Origin of the sequence: Cellulomonas sp. ATA003, assembly GCF_031582905.1 — a bacterium.
GTDB lineage: Bacteria > Actinomycetota > Actinomycetes > Actinomycetales > Cellulomonadaceae > Pengzhenrongella.
The window spans coordinates 3,747,569-3,769,320 of sequence record NZ_CP133990.1 but is presented as its reverse complement, the minus strand read 5'-3'; the positions used below and the strand labels follow the sequence as shown (position 1 = coordinate 3,769,320).

Genomic DNA, 21,752 nt, shown 5'->3' with positions numbered 1-21,752 from the left:
AGCCGGTCAGCCGGCCCGCTGGTCAGCCGGTCGTCGGCGGAGCCACCGGCCCGCGCCCCGCGTCGGGACCGGTGGGGACGGGTTCCTGCAGCCCGCTCGCTCGCCGGATCGGACGCCCGACGGCGGCGCGGACGGCGGCCTCGCTGCCGACCACCCGCACGAGCTCACGGGCACGGGTCACCGCCGTGTAGAGCAGCTCGCGGGTGAGCAGCGGCGACGTCTCCGGCGGCAGGACGACCGACACCCGGCGGAACTGACTGCCCTGCCCACGGTGGATCGTCATCGCGTGCACCGGCTGCACCGTGGGCAGCCGGTGCGGACGCACGAGCTGCGGGTCGCGGGGGTCGCCGAACGCCACGACCGTGCCGCCGGCGCCGTCCGCGATCACGACGCCGGTGTCCCCGTTGTACAGACCGGTGTCCCGGTCGTTCGTGGTCACCAGCAGCGGCACGCCCAGCGCCCACGGCCCGTGCGCCTCATCGCCGTGCGACCCGGCGCCGGACCCGGCGGCAGACCCGGCGGCGGACCCGGCCGCCGGATGGGATCCGCCCTCGGCCGCCCACGCCCCCGAGACACCCGCCCACTTTGCGACGCCGGCCGGCCCCCGACGGTGCGCGAGCAGGAGCCGGTGGTCCTCGAGGGCGTGGAGCGCGGCGGTCGCGTCCCCGGCCGTGGCCGCGGCCGTGAGGGCAGCCCCGGTCCTGACGACGTCGGCGCGGACGGCTGCCACGTCCGCATCCGTGAGGTGGTCACCGGTCTCGACCCAGACGACCGAGCCCGACCCGGCGCGGAGCTCGGCCAGGGTCCCGTCCACGTCACCGCGGCGCATCGCCTCGGCCAGCCGGCCCAGCTCCACGCCGTAGCGGAAGGTCTCGGTCAGGCGGACGACGCCGTTGCGCAGCGCGGCGACGTCGTCGGGCCCGGTCGGCACGTCGTCCCCGAGGACGGCCCGCACGCGCTGCGGGAGCCCGTCGGCGACGGGCGGCCGTCGCACGAGGTCACCCAGGACGGCGCCGGCCTCGACCGACGCGAGCTGGTCGGGGTCGCCGACGAGGACCAGCCGCGCGCCCGGCCGCAACGCCTCGAGGAGCCGGGCCATGAGCGGCAGGGACACCATCGACGTCTCGTCGACGACGACGACGTCGTGCGGGAGGCGGTGACCGGCGTCGTGCCGGAACCGGGTCGCGGACCCCGGACGCCAGCCGAGGAGCCGGTGGATCGTCGTCGCGGTCGGCTCGCCGACGCGCTCGCGGTCAGCGGCGTCCATGCCGCGCACCACGTCGCGCACCGCCTCCTGCAGCCGGGCGGCGGCCTTCCCGGTCGGCGCGGCGAGCGCGATCCGCAGCCCCGGCCCGGACACCTCCTGCAGGACGGCGAGGAGCCGGGCGATCGTCGTCGTCTTGCCGGTGCCCGGGCCACCGGTCAGGACGGTGAGTCGGCCCAGCACGGCCGCCGCTGCGGCGACGCGCTGCCGGCTGTGGTCGACCGGGGTGCCGGCATCCGTAGAGACCTCCGGTCGCGGGGCATCCGGCAGGTGCCGCCGCACCACGGCGGCGAGCGTGCCGGGGTCCACCGCGAACGGGTCGGCGGTCAGGCGTGCGTCGACCTCGCGGCGCACGAGCTGCTCGTCACGCCAGTAGCGGTCGAGGTACAGCCGGCCGCCGACCCACCGCACCGGGCGGTCGGCCGGTCCGTCGACCCCGACCGCGACCAGCGGGCTCGCCTCGATCGCGGCGGTCCACGCGTCGAGCGGCGGCCAGGGGACCGTCTCGACCGAGACCTGTGTCGCCTGGGTCGCGGGTGACTCGTCGTCCGTGCCGCCGTCGTCGTCGGCGGCGTCCGCGACTGCGAGCCGCTGCGCGTCGGCCAGGTCCACGCACACCGAGCCGGCGCGGACGCCGCGGACCGCCAGGGCCACCGCGAGCAGGACCCGCTCGTCCGCCTCACCGGTCAGCCGCCCGAGCCGCTGGGCGACGTGCACGTCGGCCGCATCGAGCACACCGGCTGCGTTGGCGGTGGCGAGCAGTCCGCGCGCGCGGACGGCCAGCCGGGCGTCGAGGGGGCCCGCACCTGCGGTGCTCCCGGCGCTCCCTGGGCCGCCGGTGCCCCCGGTGCTCGGGGCGATCGCGGTGCCGGCCGGAGGGATCGGTGCGGTCATCGGGGTCCTCCGGCATCGATCAGCGCCGACAGCTCGACCACGAGCGCCGTCGGCGGGCGCCACGTCATCACGCCGCACGGCATGCCGTCGGCGACCGGTGTGGCGGGCCCGACCATCCCGCGCACGAACAGGTACAGGCCGCCGCCCAGGTGTCGGTCGGGGTCGTACCCGGGCAGGCGCCAGCGCAGGAAGCGGTGCAGCGCGACGGAGTACAGCAGCAGCTGCAGGGGGTAGTGGGCGTCGATCATCGCCGCGGTCATCGCCGCGGGACGGTAGTGCCAGGCCGTCACCGGCTCGCTCGGCGGTGCGAGGCGGTTGGTCTTGTAGTCGACGACGACGTACCGCACGTCGCCGTCGACGGTCAGACGCAGGACGGCGTCGATCGACCCGGTGAGGTAGCCGCGCAGCGGCTCGGTCGGCATGCCGCGACCGGCGAGCCGGTCGGCGTACGGGGCGAACGGGTCGTCGGCGGCCAGGTGGCGGCGCAGGAGGTCGGCCATGGCGCGCAGCGTCGCGGCGCCCCGTCGCGGTTCGTCCCCACCGGCGAGCGGCAGCTCGAACTCGAGCTCCGCCAGCCGGTCCGCCGGAGCGACGTCACCGAGCGTCCGGTCACCGGCGAGCCTGCCGAGGGGGTGGCCATGACGGGCGCCAGCGCGGCGGCGAGGGCATCGGGGTCGACGCCGAGCCCGCGGGTCAGCGCCGCGTCACGGCAGTGCCGCCGCAGCTCCGCCGGCAGGTCGCCGGTGGCGGTGTCGACGTGCTCGAGCACCTCGTGGACCAGCGTGCCGAACGCCGTGCCCCCGGGGAGTCCGCTCATCGGTGACGGGATCGCCCGCAGCGCGTCGTCGGCGGATGCCGCCTCCGCCGCGGCGCCCGGGACCGCTGCCGCGCGGCTCGGGCCTGCTGCCGCCGCTGACCCGGCCCTCGCGCCCAGCCCCGACTCAGACCCCGGCGCCGACTCGGACCGCCCTCCCGAACCAGACCCCGGGGTCGGCCCCGCGACCGTGGCAGACCCGGCGACCGGGCCGGGCTCGTCCTGGATGCCGGTGAGCTCCGGCTCGCTGGCGACCGACGCCATGGCCGCCTCGTGCGCGGCGGCCGTGAGACCCGAGTACGACGTCCGCCGCCAGACCGGGTCCGGACGCCGACCGAGCCGGCCCACGACGAGCTCGGCACGGTCGGTGGCGGGTGGCGTCCACCGCGCCGGCACGACCGGGCTCGCGACGACCTCGTGCACGACCGCCCCCGCGGACCTCGCCTCGAGCGCGCCGAGCGCCGCAGCCACCGCGTCGTCGTCGGGCAGCCGGACCGTCGCCGGCGGCTCCCCGCCGGGCCCGTGCCCGCCGAGCAGCAAGCGGGTCAACGGGCCCGCCGCGCTGTTGGTCGAGGGCGCCCACCAGGCGACGACCTGCGAGCTCGCGCGGGTCAGGGCGACGTAGGCCAGGCGCAGGTCCTCGCCGAGCTCCTCGGCGGCGTGCCGCGCGCGGGCGTCGTCGTACCCCGGCGACCCGGGGCCTCCGACGTGCAGCAGCCGGGCGCCCTCGTCGTCGTGGTAGCGCAGCAGGGGCGGGGTCTTCTCGACGTAGCGGTCCCACGCGAACGGGACGTGGACCACCGGGAACTCCAGGCCCTTGCTGGCGTGCACCGTCACCACCTGGACCGCGGCGGCGTCGGTCTCCAACCGGCGGCTGCGCTCCTCGGCGTAGTCCTGCTCGGCCTCGGTGATCCGGGTGCGCAGCCACTCGGTGAGCGCGACCGTCCCGAGCCGCTCCGCGACGGCCGCCCCGTGCAGCGCCTGGCCGATGTGCCGCAGGTCGGTGAGCGTGCGCTCCCCGGTGCTCTTCCGCAGGAGCCGCTCCGTCAGGCCCTCGGCGCTCGCCATCTCCAGCAGCGCGGCGACACCGCGGTCGTCGAGCACGTGCGCCCAGGTCCGCAGCCGGTCCGCGAGCTCGTCGCGCCGGGGACCGGACGCCTCGGCGAGCCCCCGGGCGTCCCACCCGACGAAGGCGGTCAGGGCAGCCGCGGCAGCCCGCCCGGCGTGCCCGGGCTGCGCCAGCGCGGTGAGCAGCGCGAGCCAGTGCCGCGCCGCGGGGGTCGTGAAGACGCTCGAGACGCCCGACTCGACGGCGGGGACGCCCGCCGCGGCGAGCGCCGCGCGGATGGCGGAGGCGTCGGCGTTGCGGCGCGTCAGCACCGCGATGTCACCGGGGCGCAGCGGGCGCCACCCGTCCCCGCCGTCGGCGGTGTCCCGCAGCCGCGTGGTCGCGAGCGACGCCACGATCTCGGCCGCGACGTCGGCGTACACGAGCGCCCGCACCTCGCCGACCTTCGGGTTCTTGACCCCCTTGAGCCCGAACGATGCCCGGGTGACCTGCCGCAGCCGGACCGGCGGCGCGCCGTCGAGCCGGCGCCCGGTGTGCTCGGCGTCGACCGGGCGGACGACGATCCGCGGGTCGCCGAGCGCCGCACCGCCCAGGACGGCGGAGAGCCCGGTGAGGACCGGCTCGTCGCTGCGCCAGTTGCGGCCGAGCGTCCGCACCGTGCCGGCCTCGTCCCGTGCGCGCAGGTAGGTGACGACGTCGGCGCCGCGGAACGCGTAGATCGCCTGCTTGGGGTCGCCGATGAGCACGAGCGTGCGGTGGCCGTGGAAGGCGGTGCGCAGGATCTCCCACTGCACGGGATCGGTGTCCTGGAACTCGTCGACCATGACGACCCGGTAGCGGGACCGGACCCGGTCGACCGCGGCGGGGCCGGTCACCGGGTGCACGAGCGCGTCGCGCAGCAGGACGAGCAGGTCGTCGTAGTCCAGGACGCGGCGGGCGCGCTTGCGGCGCACGAGCTCGGCGCGGACCGCGGCGGCGAACCGCTGGTGGTGCGACGCGGGGGTGGCCGGGTCGGCGTCGTCGGGGCGCAGGCCCGCGTCGTGGTCGGACACCGCCGCCCGCGCGGTCCGTCGGGCGTCCCCGATGCCCAGGACGGGCTGGGCGTGCGCGGCGTACCCGCGCAGGTACAGGTCGTCGATGACCTCGTCGACGAGGTCGGCGATGTCCGGGACGAGGTCCGCGTCCGGGTCGACGTCGCCGGCCGTGCCCAGCGCGCCGAGCATCCCCTGGCAGAACCCGTGCGTCGTCGTGATGGTGGCGGCGTCGAACTGGGCGAGGGCGCGGGTGAGGCGACGCCGACGCTCTTGGCGGACGGCGTCGTCACCGGTCGCGAGGTGCCGGACGAGCGCGTCGCCCGACGACGCCGCGGCCGGGTCGTGCAGCGCGCGTTCGGTGGCCACGAGCCGCTCCCGGACCCGGTCGCGGAGCTCGGACGTCGCCGCGCGCCCGAAGGTCACGAGCAGCAGCTCGGACAGCTCGGCGACACCTTCGGCGACGTACCGGGTGGCGAGCGCCGCGATCGTGAAGGTCTTGCCGGTCCCGGCGCTCGCCTCGAGCACGGTCGTCCCGGTGGGCAGCGGGCCGCAGACGTCGAACACCGCGCTCGCGTCGAGCACCGCGCTCGTGTCGGACACCGCGCCTGTGCCGAGCACCGCGCCTGTGTCGAACGCCGCGCTCATACCGTCTCCGTCCGCTCGTGGGCGATCAGCGGCTGCCACACCCGCCGGGCGAGGACGCCGAACCGGGTGCCCTCGTCAGGCCACCACCCGCCCTCGCGCCCCACCGGGTCGGCCGCGAGCAGCAGGCCCAGGGACACGTCGTCACCCCAGACGTACCGGTGATGGTCGTCGAGGTTCTCGTACGAGCCGCGGAACTCACGGTCCGCCGTGAGCAGGGCCTGCTCGGGCAGGTCACCCGCGTCCCGGGCGCGGGCGTACGCGCAGCCCGCGGCGGACGGCAGCGGCAGGGGCTCGCTCAGGGCGGCGTCGCGCAGCGCCACGAGCTCGGCGAGGTGCTCGAGCGCCTCATCGGGTGCCGGGGCCGTCATCGTGGCGATCGCGGCCAGCGCCCGGGTGCTCGGCGACCGCCCCACCGTCACGGCGGAGTGGGCGCGGGTGCCGCTCGCCGCGGTGACCGCGAGGAGCTGGACCCACGCGCGCAGCCGGTGCTTCGCGGCGAGCTTGGAGTACACGGCGCGGACCAGGACGTCGCCGTGCACGCCCGCGACCGTTCCGGTCACCTCGCGCCCGTCCGGCAGCGGCACGGTGACGTCCAGCGTGCGGGCCGGTGCGGACGTGTGCCGTCGTGCCGTCTCGGCGATGGGCTCGACCCGCCCGCGCAGGTCGTCCAGCAGCGCCCCGCCGAGCCGCAGCGGCGGCAGCGCGCCTCGTCGCAGCTCCGCGCCACGGGCGCGGTCCAGGTCGACGCCGGCGAGCGCCGCCGCGAGCAGCCGGTCACCGACGACCCACTGTCCGAGCCCGTCCACGGTGAGCGGCAGGTGGTCGTCGACGTCCTGCGCCTCGGCGGGCAGGGACAGACCGAGCCGACGGCGCAGGAACGCCCGGACGGGGTGCTCGAGGTCGCGGACCAGCTCGTCGAGGTCCAGGTCGGCGAGCATGGCCGGGTCCGGCGGTCCGAGCGGCGCAGCCAGGAACGCACCCGGAGCGGTGCGGTCGCCCCGGCCCGCGAGGGCGGCGCGGTGCGCGACGGCGTCGTAGCTGAACGGTCCCGGCGCCCCGAGGGCACCGGCGGTGAAGTTGCGCTCGTCGACGGTCTGCAGCGGGTGCCGGACGAGCACCCGGTGCCGGGCCGGGTCGCCATCGGCTGTGGTCGCGGCCCCGTCGAGGGCGTCGAGCAGCTCACCGACCGGGACGGCCGGCGGCCGGGACGCGCCGGTGCGCTCGTCGGCGCCGGAGTACAGGACCACGAGGTGCCCGGTCGCCGCGGTCACCGCGTCGAGGAACAGCTGCCGGTCCTCGGTGCGGCGGTCCCGCTCGCCGACCAGCGGGTCCCGCAGCAGGATGTCGTCGCCGTCCGCCCGGGAGCCGCGCGGGAAGGCGCCGTCGTCCATGCCGAGCAGCACGACGACCCGGTGCGGGACCGCGCGCATCGGCTCGAGCGAGCACATCGTCAGGGCGCCGGTGCGGAAGCCCGCGCGGGTCGGGCGGCCGCGCAGCCGACGGGACAGCAGCGCGCGGACGTCCGGCAGCCGCAGGTCGGGGTCACCGCCGGCCGCGGCGGCCCCGCGGCGCGCCTCGTCGAGCACGGCGCGGGCCTCGACCTCCTGCCACAGGTCTGCCGGTGCCGTGCCGCCGAGCAGGTCGAGCGCCCGGTCCAGGGCGTCGAACCAGCGCGCGGCGGGTCCGGTGCCGTCGAGGGACCCCAGGACGACCGTGAGCCGGTCCACCACCTCGGCGAGGCGCCCGGCGAGCGCGATGTCCGTGCTGTCGACGTCGTCGAGCGGCAGTGCGGACCCGACGTAGCGCTGGTCCTCCTCCGCCATCGCGGCGCCGAGCAGGATGCGGTCGAGCGACGTCTCCCAGGTGCCCTGCGCGACGTGCCCGACGCCGAACCGCTCCCGCCGCGCGCGGTCCTCGCCCCACCGGGCGCCGGACTCGACCGCCCACTCGCGGATCCGGTCGACGTCCTCGTCCCCGAGGCGGAACCGACGACGCACCGGCTCGCTGCCGACGAGGTCGACGACGTCGGACGCGGTGACGCGGCCGTCGGCGATCTCCAGCAGTCGGCTGACCAGCGACAGCAGCGGGTTGGTCTGGCGCAGGGAGCGGTCGGCGAGCCGGACGCGCAGGGAGTGGCCCGGGTGGACCTCGTGCGGACCGGCGTCGTCGGGTGCGAGGCCGAACGTCGCGGCGACGAGCGGTGCGACCGCCTCGATGTCCGGGCACAGCACGATGACGTCGCGGGGCTCGAGCGTGGGCTCGGCGTCGAACAGGCCGATGAGCACCTCGCGCAGCACCTCGACCTGCCGGGACCGCCCGTGGCAGGCGTGCACCTGCACGCTCCGGTCACCCGGCGCCAGGACGTGCGCGGGGACCTGCGGGGGCGCGTCCGGGGCGTCGTCGCGCAGCCGGCGCTGCAGGGCGCCGAGGAGCGTGGGGGCGGCTCGGGTGCGGGGTGGTGGGTGTCGACGACGTCGCCCGTCGCGGTCAGCCGCAGACCGAGCTCGGTGGCGTCGCGGGCCATCGACGCGAGCAGCGGGTGCTCCGCGGCGACCGCGACCTCGGTGCGGCGCGGCGTGGCGACCGGCGCCGCCCCGGTCGGCGCTGCCTCGGTGGGCGCTGCCCCGGTCGGCGCCGCTCCGGACGCAGACCCGGCCGCCCGCCGGACGGCGTCCCACAGCACGGGCGAGGGGTGCGGCAGCCACAGGTGCACGTCCCGGTGCGCGGCCAGTGCGGAGAGCACGCGCACGGGGCCGGCGGCCAGCCGGGTCGCGCCGAAGACGGACAGCCGCGGGGGCAGGCCCACCGCGTCGGGGTCGTCCCGCAGGCGCGTCACCACGTCACCGAGCCGCTCCGCCGGGCTTGCGGTGCCCAGCCGCTCGCGCAGCTGCTGCCAGAGCCGGACCTGCCACGTGAGGTCGGCCGGGACCGGCGCTCCCGCGCCGTCCTCCGCGTCGCCCCGGGCCCAGGCGGTGAGCATCGAGGGCCGCTGGGTCACGTAGGAGGTGAACAGCCCCGCCAGGTGCGCGGCGACCTGCATGCGGCGGCCGCGCCGGACGTCGTCCGGGTCGCGGTCGGTGCCCAGGTGACGACCGAGCGGGCTGCACCACGGCTCGCCCGCGCACGCGTCGATCACGTCGAGCAGGTGCCAGGCCAGGCGGTCCCGTGACCACGGGTCGTCGTCGGCGGTGTGGCCGGTCCCGAGCACGGTGTGGGCGACGTCGTCGAGCAGGCGGCCGGGGGAGTCGAAGCGGATGGCGGCGGCGATGCCGCCCTCGGGTCCGGACCCGGACTCCGACCCGGGCTCAGGTGCGGGCCCGGCGCCGAGGCGGTGCGACAGCCGCTGGGCGAGCCACCGCTCGACGCCGCGGGTCGGCACGGCGACGACGTCGAGGGCGAACGGGTCGTCCGGAGCCACCGCGAGCACGTCGGCGAGCGGTGCCACCAGCGCGTCCGCGCGCTCGGACCGGTGCAGTCGCAGCACGGTGCCCTCCTCCCTCGACGCGAGTGGTCGGTCGCTCTCCGGCCGAGATCTCGGTGCCGGGCGTCGGTGCCCGTCGCGGGCACGCTACCTGCGGCCTCCGACATCCTGGACCGCAGGTCCACGTCGCCCTCGGCGCCGCTCAGGTCCCCCGTGATCTCCGGCGACCGGCGCCGTGGACCATCCACCGGCCTGCCGGACCGGGATGACGCCGGTTCCGGCTCCGGGACACGATGAGGGGGTGCCCCCGACTCTGCTCAGCTGGTTGACCACGCTCGACGCCGACGAGCTCTCCACGTGCCTGCGCCTGCGGCCCGACGTCCTGTGGGGCGTGCCGGTCGCCGACCTCGAGGACCTCGCCGAGCGGCTCGAGCACCCCGCCTCGGTCACGCACGCGATCACGGGACTCGCCGCGCCGTGGCTCGCCGTGCTCGAGGTGGTGACGGCGTTGGGCGACGGCGCCTCCGTCGAGGCGGTCGCGCGGCTCCTCGACGGCTCGACGGCTCCCGACTCGCACGACGCCGACGTCCGCGCCGTCATCGACGGGATGATCTCGGCGGCCCTGGTGGTCCCGGGGCAGGGCGGTGTGCTCGCCGTGAACCCCGGTGCCCGTGCGGTGTTCACGGCGCCGCTCGCCTTCGCCCCTCCGGCGCGGGCGCTTCTCGTCGGCATCCCGGCGACCGAGCTGATGAAGGTGACACGGGCGTGGGGGATGGACGTGGCCAAGCGCAAGGCCGACCTGGTCGACGCCGTCGCGGGGCGTCTTGCCGACCCGGTCCATGTCCGACGTGTTGTCAGCGAGGCCGAGCCCGAGGTCGCCGACGTGCTGCTCGAGTCGGTGCGGCGGGCGCTGGACCGCGCCCGGACCGCGGTCTGGACCGCGGACGGCACCGAGGCCGAGCCCGAGGCCGACGACGCGCCGACACCCTTCGACCCGGTGGCATTCCGTCGCGAGCGTGCGGCGTGGGCCTGGGCGGTCGAACACGGTCTGGCCTACCCGACGGAGCCGTACTCGACATCGGTGACCTTCCCGGCCGAGGTCTTCGTCGCGCTCGCACCACCGCGCTTCTGCGTGCCGTTCCGCGCACAGCCGCCCGCGGTGCCCACGGCACCCGTGCCCCCACGGTCGCTCGCCTCGGCAGCCGGCGGTGCCGTGACCGAGTGGCTGGGTGCGGCGATGGCGGTGCTCGAGCTCGTGGCCCGCGAACCGCTCACGCTGCTGCAGTCGGGCGGGGTGGGGGCGCGTGAGGTGCAGCGGGTGGCGAGGTCCGTCGGCGCGACCACCGACGACGTGCGCCTGGTCCTCGAGATCGCGACCGCCGTGGGTCTGGTGACGGCGAGCGGGCGCAGCCTCGTGGCGGCGACGGAGCTCGCCGCCTGGCGCGGCGAGACCCCACCGCAGCGGGCGAGAGCCCTCCTGCGGGCGTGGTTCGGGTTGCCGACGATCGCGACGGTGGACCGCCACGCCGACGGGCGCACCCGGCCTGCCCTGACCTCCCTCGCCGAGGTACGCGATCCCACGGGGATCAGGGCGGTGCTGGTCTCCGCGGCTGCCGACCTCGACGACGGTGTCGGCATCGCCTCGACCGACGCTCTGGTCGAGGCGGTTCGCTGGCGTCTTCCCCTGGCCGCAGACCCGTGGTCACCCGAGTGGGTTGCGCGGACGTGGGCGGAGGCCGAACGTCTCGGCGTCGTGGTCGACGGCGCGTGCACCGACATCGGTCGGGCGGTCCTCCGCGGCGGCCCCCAGGACCTCGAGGCCGTGCTGACATCGGTGCTGCCGGCGGTGCAGCGGCGCGCGTTGATCGGCTCCGACCTGACCGTCGTGGTCCCGGGAAGCCCGGACCCCACGGTCGTGGACGTCCTGGACGCCGTCGCGGTGCGTGAGGCAGGAGGTGCGGCGAGCACGTGGCGCCTGACCGCCGCGAGCGTGCGAGAGGCGTTGGACAGCGGTCTGACGGCTGACGCCGTCCTGTCCGCGCTCGAGACGATCGGCGGGACCGTGCCGCAACCCGTCGACTACCTCGTCCGCGACGTGGAGCGTCGGCACGGCCATCTGCGCGTGAGCTCCGCGGCGACGGTGCTGACCGGCGAGGACGCGGCGCTGCTGGCCGAGGTGCTGACGCACCGGGGCCTGCGGCACCTCGGCCTGAGGCAGGTGGCGCCGACCGTGCTCGTCGCCACTCTGCCCGTACCGCATGTGCTCACGGCACTGCGCTCGGCCGGGTTCCTGCCGGTCGAGGTGTCCGACGACGGGAGCCCGGTGGTGGGCCTGCGCGCACTGCACCCACGGACGGGCGCCGACGGCACCGCAGCCCTGGCCGTCCCGGACGGACCTGATCCGTCCCGCTCGCCGGAGGTGGGATCGGAGGACGCCGACGAGGTGCTCCGTCGGTGGGCCCGGGAGCAGACAGCGGCTCTCCTCGGCAGCCCGCCGTTGCCACCGCGGGAGGACACTCCTGACGGTGCGGCGCAGCGGCTGGTGCGGGGTGAGGAAGGGTCGCACCGGAACGACCTGGCGGCGGTGGAGGACCGACTGCGGGACAACGGCCTGCGGCTCGGAGCAGCGGAGGTGCGGCAGCTCGCGCACGCGCTCGTGCACGGGCTGCCGGTGTCCGTCCGGTACCGATCGTCGTCCGGGGGCGTGACGGTCCGGCTCCTGTCCGACCTCCAGCTCCTCGGCGGGAGCCTGTTCGCGTGGTGCCACCTGCGCGAGGACCAACGGTCCTTCACGCTGTCCCGGATACTCGCGATCTCGGCCGTCCCGGGTGCGGGCTAGGTGCAGGACCGCCGGACGTGCGGCCGCGGGCTCACGCCGGGGGCACCGCGCCGTCGGCCCGCTGCCCCCGCGGCATGAGCAGCCCGGCGAGCACGACCGCGATCGCGACACCGATCACCGACACGAACACCCCGTTGACGGCGTCGCCGAACAGCTCGGGCTCCTCCAGCGCCTCCGCGCCGCCCAGCCGGGCGTTGACGATCGCCCCGAGGATGGCGACGCCGACGGCGCTGCCCACGGACCGGGCGAACATGTTGGCGCCCGTCACGACGCCGCGCTCGCTCCAGCCGACGCTCGACTGCGCCGCGATGAGGCTCGGGGACGCGACCAGCCCCATGCCGAGCCCGACCGCGAAGCAGCACAGGCCCACGGACAGGATCGACGGCGTCTGCGACAGCACCGCCAGCGCACTGGTGGCGGCGACGACGATCCCCGCCCCGATGAGGACGGTCGAGCGGAAGCCGATCCGCAGGTAGATGCGGCCGGACAGCGTGGCGGCGATCGGCCAGCCGATCGTCAGCATCGCGAGGGTCAGGCCGGACGCCAGCGGTGAGACGCCGAGGAGCGCCTCGAGGAAGGTCGGGACGTACGACGTCAGGCCGATGAGGATGACACCCACGCCGATGCTGATCAGGGCAGTGGCGACCAGCAGCCGGCGGTGCAGCACCCACAGCGGCAGCACGGGCTCGACGGCGCGGCGCTCGACGAGCACGAACACGGTGAGCAGCACGACGGCGGTCGTCAGCGCCCCGACGCTGATCGGGGAGTCCCACGCCCACGCGTTCCCGCCCTCGAGGAGCGCCAGGATGAGCAGGCTGACCCCGACGGTCAGCAGGGTTCCGCCGAGCCAGTCGATGCGGCGCTTCTCGCGCTCGACGGTCTCGTGCAGGTGGCGGACCAGCAGCCACCCGGCGAGCCCGCACAGCGGGATGTTGACGAAGAAGATCCAGTTCCAGGTCGCGAACTCCGAGAAGACCCCGCCGAGCGTCGGGCCGACCACGGCCGAGATGGCCCACACGCTCGCCAGGTAGCCCTGCGCCTTCGCGCGCTCGGCGACCGTGTAGATGTCCCCGGCGATCGTGATCGCCATGGGTTGCACGGCCCCGGCGCCCAGCCCCTGGACCGCGCGGAACGCGATGAGCGCGGGCATCGACCAGGCGAACCCGCACAGGATCGACCCGAGCAGGAACAGCCCGACGCCGAACAGGATGACCGGCTTGCGACCGACGGTGTCGGCGAGCTTGGAGTAGATCGGCACGGAGACGGCCTGCGTCAGCAGGTAGATCGAGAACAGCCACGGGAAGCTCGTGAACCCGCCGAGGTCCGCGACGATCGTCGGGACGGCGGTCGCCAGGATCGTGGAGTCGATGGCGACCAGGCTCGTCGTCATCATGATCGCGATGAGGATCGGGCCGCGGGTGGAGCGGAAGCCGACGCCGTCGGAGGTCGTGGTCGTGTCGGCGGTGCTCAGCGGGGGCCTCTTTCGGTTCTCCTCCGGCGGCGGCGATGCGGCGGCCGGGGGCGTCGGCGCGGCGCCGACGGCGCACACCACCGTACGACCCCCCGCACCGCTCCACCCCCGGAGGCCCACCCGTCGGCACTCGGTAGCAGGGGCCGGCCGTGCAAGAACCTGCGCGCCGCGCACACGTACGGGGTGGGCGTCCCCTGCGGACCCGCGGTCCCGGCGCCCCGGCCCGGGACGACGTCCGGCCCGACGACGTCCGGCACGGACATGAGGAGGACGTGATGAGCACGGCATCGATCCGGCCCGACGCGAGCCGGCCCGAGGAATCCGGCGGGGCACCCCGTGCCCGCCGCCGACGCCGCCCCCGACAGCTCCCGGTCGCGACGGCGCTCGCCGCGGTCATGACGATGGCCGGCTGCGCGAGCGCGGCCGTCCCCGGCTCCGCCGGCACCCCGACACCCGGCACGTCCGGCGACGTCGTCGCCGACGCCGACCGGCCGCTGCTGCAGATCGAGCGCAGCGGCGGGTTCGTGCTCATGGGGTGGGACTTCGCGAGCGTCCCGGAGCTCACCGTCTACCCCGACGGGGCTGCGATCACCCACGGCCCGCAGATCGCCATCTACCCGCCTCCGACGCTGCCGAACCTGCTGCGCCAGGACCTCGACGACGCCACGGTCGAGGCACTCGTCACGGCGGCGCGCGACGCCGGCCTGCTCGACGACGACGCGCCGGAGTACGGGCACCCGCCGGTCGCCGACGCGCCCACGACGTTCGTCACCCTGCACGTCGACGGCCGCACGTACGCGCACGCCGCCGAGGCCCTCGGCATGGCCGACGGCGACGTGGGGACGGGGTCCGCGGAGGACGGGACGGTCGACGACGGCGCGGTCGACGACAGCGGGGCGGTGGACGACGGGATGGTGGACGACGCCGAGCCGGCGCCCACCCCGGACCTGCCCGGTGCCGAGCCGCTGCCCGGCCTCACCGAGGCCGAGCGAGCCGCACGCGCCCAGCTGGCGGCGTTCGTGTCCCGTGCGCACGAGCTGGTCGGGACGACGGGCGAGGGCTCGTCGTACGACATCCCCGCGTTCGCCGTGATGGCGCGACCGGCGCCGGATGACGTCACGGGTGAGACGACCGGCGCCCCCGCGCCGAGCGAGGCCACCGACCCGGCAGGCACGATGCCCGCGCCGGACGACGGCCTGGCACGTCAGGTGCTGCCGTGGCCCATCGACGTGCCGCTCGCGGACGCGCACGACTGCGTGCTCGTGGACGGGGAGCAGGCCGCGACGCTGCACGACGCTCTCGTCGGCGCCGGCTTCACGACCCAGTTCGACCAGGACGGCGTGCGGTACGACGTGTGGTTCCGACCCTCCTCCCGCACGAGGAGGGATGCGCGGACGTGTGACCTCGGGCGGCCCGTCGTCGCCCGGCAGGCCCTCAAGACCCGTTCCGGGCGGCCGATGAGGACGCGGACGGCGACGGGACGGGGAGCGCACGTGGACGGCATCGCAGCGATCGGCAGCCGTATCGCGACGATCCAGGGCACCCTGGCGTCGCTGCGTCCGCAGCCGGTCACGGCGTCGGACACGTCGGTGACCACGGCCTCCGCCGCGCCGTCTGTGGCCGGTCGGAGCGGCGCCGCCCCGGCGTCGTCGTCCGCGTCCCGGTTCGCCGCAGCGCTCGCGACGGAGGTCACCCACACGACCTCGACCGGGTCCGTCGCCGGCTACAGCGGCGTCCAGCTCGACAACGCGGGCGCGATCCTCACCGCAGGCAGGCGGATGGGTCTGTCCCTGCGGGACCAGACGATCGGTGTCATGACCGCGATGGGGGAGTCGTCGCTCAGGGTGCTGGGCCACGGCGACACCGCCGGCCCGGACAGCCGCGGCCTGTTCCAGCAGCGCGACAACGGCGCCTGGGGACGCTCGCGCAGCGGATGGACCCCGCGGCGAGCGCGACCGGCTTCTTCAGCGCGCTGGAGCGGGTCGGCGGTCGCGACGCGATGCCGCCGACCCGGGTCGCGCACACCGTCCAGCGCAACGCCGACCCCAACCACTACGCGAGGTACTGGGACGACGCCGTCGCCGTCGTCTCGCGCCTCACCGGAGCGACCGCGGCCCAGATCACCGGCCGCTGAGACCCGCGGCCGGACGGCCCCACAGACGCCGGTGGCCCGTGGTGAGAAGCTCCCGCGGGCCACTGGGGCATTCTTCGGCCGGGTCACGCGACCCGGATGACGACCTTGCCCTGCACGTGCCCGGTCGCGCTGAGTCGGTGCGCCGCGGCGGTCTCCTCCAGCGGGAACACCTCCGCGACGTGCACCGTGACGGCGCCGGAGTCGATCAGCTCGCCCAGCGCCGCGAGGTCCGCCGAGTCCGGGCGCACCCAGAAGTTCGTCCCGCCGAGCTCGGCGACGTCGGCGTCGGCGATGGAGCCGAGCCGCACGTCGGCGGCGCCGACCTGGGGCGTCGTCCTCGCGGTGCCGCCGCCCACGAAGTCCGCGACGACGTCGACGCCGTCGGGCACGAGCGCGCGGACGGCCTCGACCATGCCGTCGCCGTACGGGACCGGCTCCGCGCCGAGGCTGCGGACGAAGTCGTGCCGCGCGGGTGACGCCGTCCCGATGACGCGCGCGCCCCACGCCCTGGCGATCTGCACCGCGAAGGTGCCGACGCCGCCCGCGGCGTTGTGGACCAGGACCGTGTCGCCCTCGCCGACTCCGAGGCGGCGCAGCGCCTGGTACGCGGTCAGCCCGGCGAGCGGCGCGGCCGCCGCCTCCTCGAAGGACAGCGACGCCGGCTTGCGGGCCAGCGTGCGCACGGGTGCGGCGACCAGCTCGGCCGTCGTCCCGCCGCTGACGACGTCCTTGCGGACGTAGCCGTAGACCTCATCCCCGACGCTGAGCTCGGGGGTGTCCAGGCCGATCTGCTCGACGACGCCGGCGACGTCCCAGCCGGGGACGGCGGGGAAGACCGTGTCCATGATGCCGTCGAGGTAGCCCTCGCGGACCTTCCAGTCGACCGGGTTGACGGACGTCGCGCGGACGCGCACGAGGACAGAGTCGGGGCCGACCTTCGGGTCGGGCAGGTCGGTCAGCTCGAGGACGTCGGGGCCGCCGTAGCGGGAGTAGGCGATGGCTCTCATGTGGGTGGGCAACCGTCGACCCGGCGGTCCTCTTCCGGCTGCCGGGGTGCGGGACGTCACCTCGACCTCCGTGGTACCCCTGACCGATGACGATCGACGACGCTCTCGACTTCATCCGCAGCCACGGCCGCGCCGTCCTCGCCACGCGCCGACGCACCGGTGACGCCCAGCAGTCGCCGGTGCTCGTCGTCGCCGACGACGCCGGGCGACTCCTCATCAGCACCCGGGAGGCGGCGGTCAAGACGCGCAACGTCCGCCGGCACCCGCGCGCGTCGGTGTGCGTCTTCACCGACCGGTTCTTCGGTGAGTGGGTGCAGGTCACCGGGACGGTCGAGGTGGTGTCCCTGCCGGACGCCATGGACCTGCTCGTCGAGTACTACCGCCTCGCCGCGGGCGAGCACGACGACTGGGACGGCTACCGCGCGGCGATGCAGCGCGAGCAGCGGTGCGTCCTCGTGCTGACGCCCGAGGAGGCCGGCCCGACCGTGAGCGGTTGAGCCGACCTCTCGCGTCGAGCCGGGGGTCCGGCCGACCGGGCGCGCAGGTTCAGGCGTCGAGGTCGAAGCCGTCGTCCTCGTCGGGCAGCGTCCACGCGAGGTGCCAGTACGCCAGCAGGGTGGCGGCGAACCAGAGCAGGAACCCGACCCCGAGGCCCAGCGTCGTGTGACCGGTGAGCTCCGCGAGCCCGACGGCGCCGACGAGGGCGAGCGCGGTCAGCACCGCGCCGGGCCACTGGATCGCGGCGGTCGACTGCTCGCGCAGCCGGCGCTGGTGCTCGTCGAGGGAGCGGGGGCTGCGGTCGAACACGCACCGGATGCCGGTGTTGAGCAGCGAGTGCAGAGGGATGAAGCCGAACATGCCGACCACCCAGGCGACGAGGTACGGCGCCGTCCAGCCGTCGTCGGTGGTGGAGGCCACGACCGCCCCGATGAGCAGAGCGGTCAGGAGCCCGACCTCGGCGAGGACGAGCCGGCGCCGGACGCGCACGGAGCGGGTCCAGTCGTAGCGGCCGTCCTCGACGGCTCGGGACAGGAAGGTCTGCGCAGGCTGACTGGTCATCGTGTCCTCCGGTAGAGCTCGTGGCTGAGCGCGGGGAGCGGGTCGAGGGAGAAGACGGCCTCCACGGGGAGGTCGAAGTAGCGAGCGATGCGCAACGCGAGAGCGAGGGACGGGCTGTACTCGCCCCGCTCGAGGTAGCCGATGGTCTGGGGGTGCACGCCGACGGCCTCGGCGAGGTCCTTGCGACTCACCTTGCGCTCCGCGCGGAGCATCGCGATGCGGTCATGGACACGGTCGGTGTCGGTGCGAGGTTGTCGGCCCATGTGACTATTCGTAGCAGTATTACTGCAAGTGGCACAACACCCATGGCGTAGCGGAGGACATCCACGACGGGCGACCGAGCACTCGGGGCGCCCGTACGCTCGACCGGTGCCGTCCTACCGCGTCCGACTCGTCCCCGGCGTGCTGCACCGGGGGACCGACCCCGCGGACGTCCTGCCCGCCGCGATCGACGCCGCCGGGGAGCACACCACCGTCGAGGCCGGCACCGTCGAGGTGGTCCGCGGGCAGCCTCGCGTCACCGTCCGGTACGAGTCGCCCGACGACCTCACCGCCGCGCACGTCGGGCAGGCCGTCGTGGCGCGGGTGGCGGAGCTGGTCGTCGTGGAGACCAGCCGGGTCACCCGCCGGTTCGGCAACCGCTGGTACCCCTTGCGCTGATCGGCGACGTCGGCACCGGGGCTTCCAGGGGTCCGCCCTCGCGGTGATCCGCGCACACGGGTGACCCGCCCACGGCCGACGGGCGCCTCGGCTGGACGCGTGCCCGGACGCGGGCTTGACTCCTGCGTTCACCCGCCTGCAGGCACCGGGCGGCAGCGACCGCCGGAGGGAGCGTCCATGGGCACCGAGCCCGCGTACAGCGAGCACGACGCCGCCGTCTGGCACACGCGGTCGATGCTGCACGCGCTGTGGGAGGGACGCGTCGACCGGCTCCCGCACGTCCCGACGACGTTCCTGCCGCAGCTCGGCCCCGACGAGCGCGTCGTCGCGCGTGGCGGGTTCGAGCTGCTGACGTTCCGCCCGCTGGGCGATGGCGCGCTCCAGCCGGGCAGCGGGGGCTTCTTCTTCGCCACCGGACGCGGTGGGCTCGCCGCCACGGCAGCCGTCGCCGGCGTCCGGGCCCTGAACGACCGCAGCCGTCGTCGGGCAGCGGCCGAGGCCGCCGTGCCGCGCTGGGTGGTCGACGCCGGCGGCGTCGTCTTCGTCTCCACGCACGGGTTCTACCTCGACACCGGCCACACCCTGCAGCCGTGGGCATGGCCGCACGTCGACAGCATGGAGCTCGCGGGCCCCGGTGCCGTGCACGTGCGGGGCCGTACCGCGCAGGGGCCGGTCAGCTGGACGCTCCGGACGGACTGGGCCGAGCTGGTCTTCGTGCTGTGGTGCCTCGCGCGCCACCCCGGGCACCCCCAGCTGGGCTCCGGCGCGTGGATCCCGGCCGGGTGGGCCGAGCGCGAGGAGCACCGGCTGGAGACGCAGCGGTTGGAGAGGCAGCGGCGTCAGCTAGGCACGGGTGAGGCCTGACGCCTCGCCGGTCCGTCGGTGGATCCGGTCAGTCGGTGGACGACTCGAGCTCCTCGACGACGGAGCTGATCCCGCCGTCGTCGACGAGCCCGCCCACGGCGGCCCCGATGAGCACCCAGATCGCCACCGAGATGATCGCCGAGACGACCCCCAGCGCGATCCCGCCGAGGGCGAGCCCCTTGCCCGACACCTGCGGGGACAGCCGGCGCAGCGCGACGAGCCCGAGCACGACTGCCGCGATGCCGCCCACGATCGACACGGCGTTGACCACCGGGACGAGGCAGAGCAGCAGCGACACGCCGCCGACGACGACCGACGCGATCGCCAGGCCGCTGGGTCGGGGCGGCGGGGACGCCTCGGGCCAGCCCGACGGCGACGTGTGGCCGGCACCGGGATACGGCGTGGAGCCGGTGGGCTCGCCGGACGACGAGGACGACGGGTCGGAGTGGCTCATGGGTGCTCCCGGTCGGGTCGGGCGGGTGGACGTGTCCGACCGTCTCAGACGACGCTCGCCTCGAGCGTCACCTCGATGTTGCCCCGCGTGGCGTTCGAGTAGGGGCAGACCACGTGCGCGGCCTCGACGAGGGAGTCCGCCGTCGCCTGGTCGACCCCGCTGAGCTCCACGGTGAGGGCGACCGACAGTCCGAAGCCTCCGGCGTCGTTCGGGCCGATGCCGACCTCGGCGGTCACGGCGGAGTCCGTGGGCGTGACGCCCTGCTTCTTCGCGACGCCCTTGAGCGCGGAGTGGAAGCACGCGGCGTACCCGGCGGCGAAGAGCTGCTCGGGGTTGGAGGCGTCACCGGACCCGCCCATCTCCTTCGGGGTCGCGAGGTCCATCTCGAGCAGGCCGTCCGAGCTGCGGACGTGACCGTTGCGGCCGTTGCCGGTCGAGGAGGCGATGGCGGTGTAGAGCGTGGTCACGAGGTGGCCTTCCGTTGGGGGACTGGGTGCTCGATTGTCGCCCCGGGCGACGTGCCCCGCCCGACGGCGGTCCCGGCGCCCGGCGCTCACGCCGCGGTGAGCTCCCGGGCCCGCACGAGGACGGCGTCGAGCATCGCGGGCGTGAGGCGACCGGTGAAGGTGTTCTGCTGGCTGACGTGGAAGCACCCGAGCAGGGTCAGCGTGCGACCGCCGGGACCACCGAGGACCACCTCGGCCCCGTGCGCGAACCGCGGCCGGGGGCGGGGACCGCCCACCCCTGCTCGGCGAGGGTCGTCAGCAGCGCGGTCCAGCCGAACCCACCGAGCACGACGGCGACGTCGGGCGCCACGAGCTCGAGCTCCCGGCCGAGCCACGGCCCGCAGGTGCGGCGCTCGTCCGGGGTCGGCAGGTTCGCGGGCGGCGCGCACCGGACCGGGGCCGTCAGGCGCAGGCCGGTGAGCGTCAGCCCGTCGCCGAGGTGGGTCGACGTCGGCTGCGACGCGAAGCCCGTGCGGTGCAGCGAGGCGAACAGGAAGTCCCCGCTGCGGTCGCCGGTGAACATCCGCCCCGTGCGGTTGGCGCCGTGCGCGGCGGGCGCCAGCCCGACCACGAGGATGCGCGCGTCGGGGTCGCCGAAGCCGGGTGCGGGGCGGGCCCAGTAGGTCTCCTCGCGGAACGCGGCGCGCTTGGTGGCGGCGACCTCCTCGCGCCATGCGACCAGGCGCGGGCAGGCGCGGCACCCGACGACGAGCGCGTCGAGCTCGGCGATCGTCCGGGCGGAGCGCCCGCGGAGGGGGTACGCGGGCTCCTCGCTCGTCGGGTCGGGCGGCGGATGGTCCGCCGGGGCGGTCGTCGGGTCGCTCATCGCAGCCCCAGGGCGTCCGCGACGCGGTGGACCTCATGGTCGAACCACGCGTCGAGGTCGTCGACCACGCCGTGCAGGTGCCCGAAGGTCTCGAACGACACGGCGCCGAACAGGAACGTCCACGCCATGAGGCCGCGCGCCAGCAGGTCGACCGGGACCTCGTCCGGCATCGTCGCGCGCACCGGCGCGAGTGCGCCGGCCAGCGCGTCGTCCTCCGGTGCCGGGGCGGCCGGCGGGGCGCCGGGTCCCGCGTCGTCGGGCCGACGGTCGTCGGCCCGTGCTGCCATGTCGGCCAGCAACGAGCCGAGCAGCAGCGGGACGCGGGATGCCGGGCCCACCGTGTCCTGCGGGGCGGCGTACCCGGGCACCGGCGACCCGTAGATGAGGGCGTACTCGTGGGGGTGCGTGCGTGCCCAGTCGCGCACGCCGTGGCAGACCGCCGACCACCGGGTGGCGACGTCGGCGTCGTGCACCGCGCGCTCCGCGGCCTCGACGTGGTCGCCGAGGGACCCGTAGCTGTCGACGATGAGCGCGGTCAGCAGGGCGTCCCGGTTCGGGAAGTAGCGGAACAGCGCCGACGACGCCATGCCGAGCTCACGGGCGATCGCGCGGACGGACAACGACGCCGCCCCCGCCTCGGCCAGGTGGCGACGGGCGACGTCGGTGATCTCGCGGGTCAGCTCGCGCCGCACCCGCTCGCGCGCCGTGCGGGAAGCAGGCGTTCGGGTGTCGTCGTCGAGGGGCACAGGCACCGGATCATCCTGCGTCCTCGACGCGATCATCGGCAACCG

Annotated in this window: 16 protein-coding genes and 2 pseudogenes; 5 read left to right on the top strand and 13 right to left on the bottom strand. The window is 75.7% G+C overall.

The genetic code is table 11. The annotated features are described in order from the left end of the window. Positions 1-22: 22 nt before the first annotated feature. The 5 genes and pseudogenes from REH70_RS18620 to REH70_RS18600 form a co-directional block, all read right to left on the bottom strand. Positions 23-2,158, bottom strand: coding sequence for an AAA family ATPase (locus REH70_RS18620; protein ID WP_310749645.1), 2,136 nt, complete (start codon positions 2,156-2,158; stop codon positions 23-25). Further along, complete coding sequence (locus tag REH70_RS18615; RefSeq protein ID WP_310754415.1) at positions 2,155-2,634, bottom strand: PD-(D/E)XK nuclease family protein; 480 nt, start codon at positions 2,632-2,634, stop codon at positions 2,155-2,157. The genes REH70_RS18620 and REH70_RS18615 overlap by 4 nt, the downstream gene beginning before the upstream one ends. Then, a complete protein-coding gene (locus tag REH70_RS18610; protein ID WP_310749643.1) occupies positions 2,520-5,720 on the bottom strand; it encodes a UvrD-helicase domain-containing protein in 3,201 nt (1,066 codons plus the stop codon). The genes REH70_RS18615 and REH70_RS18610 overlap by 115 nt, the downstream gene beginning before the upstream one ends. Next, positions 5,717-8,128 carry an exodeoxyribonuclease V subunit gamma gene (gene recC / locus REH70_RS18605; RefSeq protein ID WP_310754413.1) on the bottom strand — a complete coding sequence of 804 codons (2,412 nt, stop codon included), beginning with the start codon at positions 8,126-8,128 and terminating at the stop codon, positions 5,717-5,719. The genes REH70_RS18610 and recC overlap by 4 nt, the downstream gene beginning before the upstream one ends. 140 nt (positions 8,129-8,268) lie before the next feature. Continuing rightward, positions 8,269-9,147, bottom strand: a pseudogene (locus REH70_RS18600) (exodeoxyribonuclease V subunit gamma); the annotation flags it as partial. 295 nt (positions 9,148-9,442) lie between these two features. Here REH70_RS18600 and REH70_RS18595 point away from each other — a divergent pair. Next, positions 9,443-11,980, top strand: coding sequence for a helicase-associated domain-containing protein (locus REH70_RS18595; protein ID WP_310749641.1), 2,538 nt, complete (start codon positions 9,443-9,445; stop codon positions 11,978-11,980). 31 nt (positions 11,981-12,011) lie between these two features. Here the strand turns inward: REH70_RS18595 and REH70_RS18590 are convergent, their stop codons facing one another. Continuing rightward, on the bottom strand, positions 12,012-13,373 hold the full coding sequence (locus tag REH70_RS18590; protein ID WP_396134775.1) for an MFS transporter: 1,362 nt from the start codon (positions 13,371-13,373) through the stop codon (positions 12,012-12,014). 353 nt (positions 13,374-13,726) lie between these two features. Here REH70_RS18590 and REH70_RS18585 point away from each other — a divergent pair, with 353 nt between their 5' ends. Beyond that, positions 13,727-15,685: a hypothetical protein gene (locus tag REH70_RS18585; protein ID WP_310749638.1), complete on the top strand. Its 1,959-nt coding sequence runs from the start codon at positions 13,727-13,729 to the stop codon at positions 15,683-15,685. On the opposite strand, the gene REH70_RS18580 is transcribed toward REH70_RS18585, so the two are convergent. Further along, positions 15,669-16,592: an NADP-dependent oxidoreductase gene (locus REH70_RS18580; RefSeq protein WP_310749635.1), complete on the bottom strand. Its 924-nt coding sequence runs from the start codon at positions 16,590-16,592 to the stop codon at positions 15,669-15,671. The genes REH70_RS18585 and REH70_RS18580 overlap by 17 nt on opposite strands. A gap of 86 nt (positions 16,593-16,678) precedes the next feature. Here REH70_RS18580 and REH70_RS18575 point away from each other — a divergent pair, with 86 nt between their 5' ends. Further along, a complete protein-coding gene (locus tag REH70_RS18575) occupies positions 16,679-17,089 on the top strand; it encodes a PPOX class F420-dependent oxidoreductase (RefSeq protein ID WP_310749633.1) in 411 nt (136 codons plus the stop codon). Between the two features lie 49 nt (positions 17,090-17,138). On the opposite strand, the gene REH70_RS18570 is transcribed toward REH70_RS18575, so the two are convergent. After that, positions 17,139-17,651: a hypothetical protein gene (locus REH70_RS18570; RefSeq protein ID WP_310749631.1), complete on the bottom strand. Its 513-nt coding sequence runs from the start codon at positions 17,649-17,651 to the stop codon at positions 17,139-17,141. Beyond that, positions 17,648-17,863: a helix-turn-helix transcriptional regulator gene (locus REH70_RS18565; RefSeq protein WP_310749629.1), complete on the bottom strand. Its 216-nt coding sequence runs from the start codon at positions 17,861-17,863 to the stop codon at positions 17,648-17,650. Before REH70_RS18565 ends, REH70_RS18570 begins: the two co-directional genes overlap by 4 nt. A 157-nt stretch (positions 17,864-18,020) precedes the next feature. Between REH70_RS18565 and REH70_RS18560 the strand changes: the two genes are divergently transcribed. Both REH70_RS18560 and REH70_RS18555 read left to right on the top strand, forming a co-directional pair. Further along, a complete protein-coding gene (locus REH70_RS18560; protein WP_310749627.1) occupies positions 18,021-18,311 on the top strand; it encodes a hypothetical protein in 291 nt (96 codons plus the stop codon). A gap of 177 nt (positions 18,312-18,488) precedes the next feature. After that, the gene (locus REH70_RS18555) at positions 18,489-19,175 is read left to right on the top strand and encodes a hypothetical protein (RefSeq protein WP_310749625.1); all 687 of its coding nucleotides are present in this window, start codon (positions 18,489-18,491) and stop codon (positions 19,173-19,175) included. 28 nt (positions 19,176-19,203) lie between these two features. On the opposite strand, the gene REH70_RS18550 is transcribed toward REH70_RS18555, so the two are convergent. The 4 genes and pseudogenes from REH70_RS18550 to REH70_RS18535 form a co-directional block, all read right to left on the bottom strand. Continuing rightward, positions 19,204-19,629, bottom strand: coding sequence for a DUF4190 domain-containing protein (locus tag REH70_RS18550; RefSeq protein WP_310749623.1), 426 nt, complete (start codon positions 19,627-19,629; stop codon positions 19,204-19,206). Positions 19,630-19,673: 44 nt separating this feature from the next. Next, positions 19,674-20,096, bottom strand: coding sequence for an organic hydroperoxide resistance protein (locus REH70_RS18545; protein ID WP_310749620.1), 423 nt, complete (start codon positions 20,094-20,096; stop codon positions 19,674-19,676). An 86-nt stretch (positions 20,097-20,182) separates the two neighbouring features. Next, a pseudogene (locus REH70_RS18540) lies at positions 20,183-20,961 on the bottom strand (uracil-DNA glycosylase). Further along, positions 20,958-21,713: a TetR/AcrR family transcriptional regulator gene (locus REH70_RS18535; RefSeq protein ID WP_310749618.1), complete on the bottom strand. Its 756-nt coding sequence runs from the start codon at positions 21,711-21,713 to the stop codon at positions 20,958-20,960. The pseudogene REH70_RS18540 and the gene REH70_RS18535 overlap by 4 nt, the downstream one beginning before the upstream one ends. Positions 21,714-21,752: the final 39 nt, after the last annotated feature.